6 protein-coding genes and 1 pseudogene are annotated in these 5,604 nt (G+C 34.1%); 6 read left to right on the top strand and 1 reads right to left on the bottom strand.

The features are described 5' to 3' along the window. Positions 1-176: 176 nt before the first annotated feature. The gene (locus tag B8869_RS12150; RefSeq protein ID WP_234989837.1) at positions 177-284 is read right to left on the bottom strand and encodes a helix-turn-helix domain-containing protein; all 108 of its coding nucleotides are present in this window, start codon (positions 282-284) and stop codon (positions 177-179) included. A gap of 181 nt (positions 285-465) precedes the next feature. Between B8869_RS12150 and B8869_RS09930 the strand changes: the two are divergent. The 6 genes and pseudogenes from B8869_RS09930 to B8869_RS09955 form a co-directional block, all read left to right on the top strand. Further along, positions 466-891, top strand: a pseudogene (locus B8869_RS09930) (HAD hydrolase-like protein); the annotation flags it as partial. A 7-nt stretch (positions 892-898) separates the two neighbouring features. Further along, the gene (locus tag B8869_RS09935) at positions 899-1,546 is read left to right on the top strand and encodes a trimeric intracellular cation channel family protein (protein ID WP_084231465.1); all 648 of its coding nucleotides are present in this window, start codon (positions 899-901) and stop codon (positions 1,544-1,546) included. Positions 1,547-1,554: 8 nt separating this feature from the next. Continuing rightward, complete coding sequence (locus tag B8869_RS09940) at positions 1,555-2,427, top strand: DegV family protein (protein ID WP_084231466.1); 873 nt, start codon at positions 1,555-1,557, stop codon at positions 2,425-2,427. A gap of 42 nt (positions 2,428-2,469) precedes the next feature. After that, positions 2,470-3,252 carry a formate/nitrite transporter family protein gene (locus tag B8869_RS09945; protein ID WP_084231467.1) on the top strand — a complete coding sequence of 261 codons (783 nt, stop codon included), beginning with the start codon at positions 2,470-2,472 and terminating at the stop codon, positions 3,250-3,252. Between the two features lie 184 nt (positions 3,253-3,436). After that, positions 3,437-4,702: a Glu/Leu/Phe/Val family dehydrogenase gene (locus B8869_RS09950; RefSeq protein WP_084231468.1), complete on the top strand. Its 1,266-nt coding sequence runs from the start codon at positions 3,437-3,439 to the stop codon at positions 4,700-4,702. Positions 4,703-4,936: 234 nt separating this feature from the next. After that, positions 4,937-5,604 (top strand): IS30 family transposase (locus B8869_RS09955; protein WP_084231469.1); only part of this gene is annotated, 668 nt, incomplete at its 3' end.

The raw sequence follows: 5,604 nt of genomic DNA on the forward strand, positions 1-5,604 counted from the left end.
GATAATTATGTTATTAATCCAGGAGAGACTTTAAAAGTCCCTCTTGGAATTGGTCTTGAAATTCCTGAAGGGGACCAATGTTCGTTAATCTTTACAGTTAAATAATCAATAACATCTTTAGAAATTTACTTTTCTATGGCAGTCTTTTCTTCTATCAATATATTTATCATTTGCCTTTATCGGAAAGTACTTAGTGTAACTTCCCTACTAACTTTTATCTTAGATGAATTTCTTTTAATTTCTCTAGATATTGTACTAGGTGACCTTTTTAAGTGCTTGTGCAATTTTCCTTATACTCATTCCTAAATTTAAAATTGGTAAATACAAGATCTTTCTTCTATGGTAAGATGGTTATAGCTCATAGTTAATCACTCCTTTTAATATGTTTTGTTTGGTCACTTACATATTAACACAGCTGATTAGCTATGAGTTTATTTATGTTGCACTTGTTATGATAAATTATCTTCAGAAAAAGGCAAGTACATGAGTAAGATGTACGAGGGAGTTAAAGAGACACTAAGAGAGTTGTCTAAAGAACACACTCTTGCTGTTGGAACTTCTAAAGTGGAAGATAGTGCAAGAGAGATTTTAAAATATTTTAAGGTAGATGAATATTTTACATTTATAGGCGGAGCGGCAAAGGATAAGTCAAGAAATACTAAAGCCAAAGTTTTGGAATATGTTTTGGAAAATGTAGGAGGATACGATATTGAAAAGACATACATGGTTGGAGATAGATTTTATGATATCAATGGCGCCAAAGAATTGAATTTAAACTCTATAGGTGTAAAATGGGGTTATGGAGGAGAACAAGAGTTGACAGAAGCAGGAGCTAACTATGTTGTATCAACTCCTAAAGAATTGGAAGAATTAATACAAAAAATTAAGTAGGTGTAAGATGCCGAGTTATGAACAAATAGATTTGTTTTTAGAGGTAATAGGTACAATTGCATTTGCTTTTTCTGGAGCCATGCTTGGGATAAGAAAAAGAATGGATTTGATGGGTACTATAGTGCTAGGAGTTACTACAGCTCTTGGCGGAGGGTGCATAAGAGATGTTATTTTAGGATACCATCCACCCAATATGTTTACAGATCCATCGTGTGCTATTCAAGCGGTTGTATCATCTATAATAATTTTTATAGTATGCTACTTTAAAACTGACCTATTGAGTTCTAAGACATTGGAAAACTTTGAGAAGATTATGATTTATTTTGATGCAATAGGACTTGGAGCTTTTACTGTAACGGGGATAAATGCTGCATTGAATTTAGGTTATACAGATGAAAAGTTCTTGCTTATTTTCTCGGGAATGATAACTGGAGTAGGTGGGGGAGTTATAAGAGATGTGTTTGCGGACAGAACCCCATCTATATTTAGAGAGCAAATATATGCGTCGGCTTCCTTTTTTGGAGCGTGTTTCTATTTGATTTTTAGGAAGATGCTGGGGATAGATGAAGTCATGATTTTGTCTGCTCTTATAGTTTTTGTAATAAGAATGGTGGCGGTTAAGAAAGATTTAGGGCTGCCTAAAATAAATTATTGAGGTTTGATATGAGTATAAAGATAATTACAGATGGAGGTTGTGACATTTCAAAAGATATATTAGAAGCACTTGATGTAGAAATGTTGCCAATCTATGTAAATAATGATGAACAAGTTTTTTATGAAGGAGAACTATCTATAGAGGATATGTTTTCAAGAATGAGAGCTGGCGAAGTGTTTATGACTAGCCAAGTCTCAAACCAAATATATCAAGAGAGATTTGAAGATTATGCTTCAAAGGGACAAGAAGTAATATATATTTGTCTATCTTCTGGTATAAGCGGAACTTTTGACGCGGCAAAGTTAATTGCTGAAAATATAAATGAAAAATATGGTGAAAAGATTCACGTATTTGATTCTAAACTTGCTACAGTGGGTTTAGGATATATGGTGGAAAAAGCTGCTGAGCTTGCTAAAACAGGAGCTGATTTTGAAAAGATAATGAAGCTTTTAGAATTCTATAAAGATGGAATAAAGGAAAACTTTTCAGTAACATCTTTGGAATTTTTGATGAGAGGCGGAAGGGTTTCAAGAAGTAGCGCTATAATAGGTGGGCTTTTAAATATAAGACCTATGCTTAGAGTTATACCTGAAAATGGAAAGCTTGAAGTGGTAGACAAAGTCAGAGGAGATAAGAACATGGTTAAGAAATTCATAGAGAATTTGAGACCTGAAGTTGTAAATCAACCTGTGATTTTAGGCTATGGAGACACTGACGAATATGCTATGAAAGTAAAAGATGCCCTTATAAAGAATTTTGACATGGATCCTAAATATATAAGAACTGAAAAAATAGGACATGTAATAGGAGCGCATGTTGGACCTGAATTTATAGCAGTTATACACACAGATATACCTGAAGAAAATTTGAAATTAGACTAATATTTGACATGAACAATATAAAATCCACAATGAGGTGGATTAATGTATAAAGAATTGACATCGTCGCTTGCAAACGCGGCAAAAGGAAAAGTTGGAATGTATAAGAACTCCAAACTTGTATATGCAGTAACCTCAGGACTTGCAGGTATGTATATCGGGTTTGGAGTTTTAAGTATGGGATTATCCGGATCTGTTTTTGGAGGATTGGATTTTCCATTTAGCAAAATATTTAGCGGAATCATCTTTACTATGGCATTATCACTTGTAATGATGGCTGGTGGGGACTTATTTACAGGAAATATCTTAGTTCTATCATCAGGAGCTTACAACGAAGAGATATCTACAAAAGAAGCGATAACAGTATGTGCTTTTTCTTATTTTGGAAATTTCTTAGGAGCATTAGTTTTAAGTGGTCTATTCTTAGGAACAGGATTGGGAAATGAAAGCATAGGAGAGGCTATAGTTCAGCTTGCAATTGCGAAGGCACACCATACAACAATGGAGATTTTCTTTAGAGGGATACTTTGTAACGTATTGGTATGTTTAGGTGTATTGACTTGTTACAAGCTAAAGACAGAAGCAGCAAAGCTAATAATGATTTTTTGGTGCATATTACCATTCGTAGCACTAGGCTTTGAACACTCTGTTGCTAACATGACAGTATTCACTCTTGGAATCAGCTTATCAGATGAAGTGAATATGGCTATGGCTCTACACAATATAATTCCTGCCACAATAGGAAATATATTAGGTGGACTTTTAATAAGTTCTGCTTATTTCGCGCTTAACCGTGGAGAAGTGATAAATAATACTCAAAAGGGATAAATATCTCAATAAAATAAAGCTATAAACGAAAGAGTTATATAAAAAAATTCTTTCGTTTAGCGGTTGTTTTAAAAATTTTTATTTGGTATAATCAAATTGTTGAAAACATTACCACTATATGAAATAGTGGAAGTACATAACCGAGTGAGAAATCACGGTGTATAGTAATTTAAGGAGAGATAAAATGACAGATACACTTAATCCGTTAGTAGCGGCACAAGAAAAAGTAAGAATAGCATGCGAAAAATTAGGATGCGATCCAGCAGTATATGAACTATTAAAAGAACCACAAAGAGTAATTGAAATCTCAATTCCAGTAAAAATGGATGATGGTACAGTTAAAGTGTTCAAAGGATGGAGAAGTGCTCACTCAAGCGCTGTAGGTCCATCAAAAGGTGGAGTTAGATTCCATCCAAATGTAAACATGGATGAAGTTAAAGCTCTTTCTCTATGGATGACATTCAAAGGTGGAGCACTAGGCTTACCATACGGCGGAGGAAAAGGTGGAATCTGCGTAGATCCAGCAGAACTATCAGAAAGAGAATTAGAACAATTATCAAGAGGATGGGTAAGAGGTCTTTATAAATATCTTGGAGACAGAATCGATATCCCAGCACCAGACGTAAACACTAACGGACAAATCATGAGCTGGTTCGTTGATGAATATGTAAAATTAAACGGCGAAAGAATGGACATCGGAACTTTCACAGGAAAGCCAGTAGCATTTGGCGGAAGTGAAGGAAGAAACGAAGCAACTGGATTCGGAGTAGCTGTAGTAGTTAGAGAATCTGCTAAGAGATTCGGAATCAAAATGGAAGATGCTAAAATAGCTGTTCAAGGTTTCGGAAACGTAGGTACTTTCACTGTTAAGAACATTGAAAGACAAGGCGGAAAAGTTTGTGCTATCGCTGAATGGGATAGAAACGAAGGAAACTATGCTCTATACAATGAAAATGGAATCGACTTCAAAGAATTATTAGCTTACAAAGAAGCTAACAAAACTCTTATCGGATTCCCAGGAGCAGAAAGAATTACTGATGAAGAATTCTGGACAAAAGAATATGATATCATAGTACCAGCAGCATTAGAAAATGTAATCACAGGCGAAAGAGCTAAAACAATAAACGCTAAATTAGTTTGTGAAGCAGCTAATGGTCCTACAACTCCAGAAGGAGACAAAGTATTAACTGAAAGAGGAATCAACTTAACACCAGATATCTTAACTAACTCAGGTGGAGTTCTAGTATCTTACTATGAATGGGTACAAAATCAATATGGATACTACTGGACAGAAGCAGAAGTAGAAGAAAAACAAGAAGCAGACATGATGAAAGCTATCAAAGGCGTATTCGCAGTTGCTGATGAATACAATGTAACTCTAAGAGAAGCTGTTTACATGTATGCAATCAAATCAATAGATGTAGCTATGAAATTAAGAGGATGGTATTAATCCGCAATAACTAGCTAAATTAAGGGACTACTTAGGTAGTCCTTTTTTTATGCGCAAAATTTAGAAAGAGTTGGTAAAAAAGGGCTCTATAATATCTGTTGGGGAGTAAATCCCTAACAGATATTTTTATGCGATAATTTATCATAACAAGTGCAACATAAATAAACTCATAGCTAATCAGCTGTGTTAATATGTAAGTGACCAAACAAAACATATTAAAAGGAGTGATTAACTATGAGCTATAACCATCTTACCATAGAAGAAAGATCTTGTATTTACCAATTTTTAAATTTAGGAATGAGTATAAGGAAAATTGCACAAGCACTTAAAAGGTCACCTAGTACAATATCTAGAGAAATTAAAAGAAATTCATCTAAGATAAAAGTTAGTAGGGGAAGTTACACTAAGTACTTTCCGATAAAGGCAAATGATAAATATATTGATAGAAGAAAAGACTGCCATAGAAAAAGTAAATTTTCTAAAGATGTTATTGATTATTTAACTGTAAAGATTAACGAACATTGGTCCCCTGAACAAATATCAAATAGAAACACAAATGAGATTCATGAATTACCATCTACATCAACGATATATAGAATGATACACGCCAAAAAGCTGCCAAAAACTAGTATGAAAAATTTGAGAAGAAAAGCTAAATTTAAAAGGCCAGCAGAAAAAAGAGGAAAATTCAATGATAAAGGTAGAACAATTAAGAAAAGACCTAAAGAGATATACAGAAGGCAAGAATTAGGCCACTGGGAAGCAGATACAGTGGAATCAGGCAGATTAGATCATAAAAGGAAAAGTAGATGTTGTTTCGTAACTTTAGCAGAAAGAAAATCTAGATATTATATAGCAATCCTAGTTGAAAATAGAAAGCCGGAAAGCGTAACACCAGCAAT

The organism is Peptoniphilus asaccharolyticus DSM 20463 (assembly GCF_900176115.1).
GTDB lineage: Bacteria > Bacillota > Clostridia > Tissierellales > Peptoniphilaceae > Peptoniphilus > Peptoniphilus asaccharolyticus.

Coding starts and splice junctions, on each gene's coding strand:
- B8869_RS09935 (WP_084231465.1), top strand. CDS start 899: ATGCCGAGTTATGAACAAATAGATTTGTTTTTAGAGGTAATAGGTACA.
- B8869_RS09940 (WP_084231466.1), top strand. CDS start 1,555: ATGAGTATAAAGATAATTACAGATGGAGGTTGTGACATTTCAAAAGAT.
- B8869_RS09945 (WP_084231467.1), top strand. CDS start 2,470: ATGTATAAAGAATTGACATCGTCGCTTGCAAACGCGGCAAAAGGAAAA.
- B8869_RS09950 (WP_084231468.1), top strand. CDS start 3,437: ATGACAGATACACTTAATCCGTTAGTAGCGGCACAAGAAAAAGTAAGA.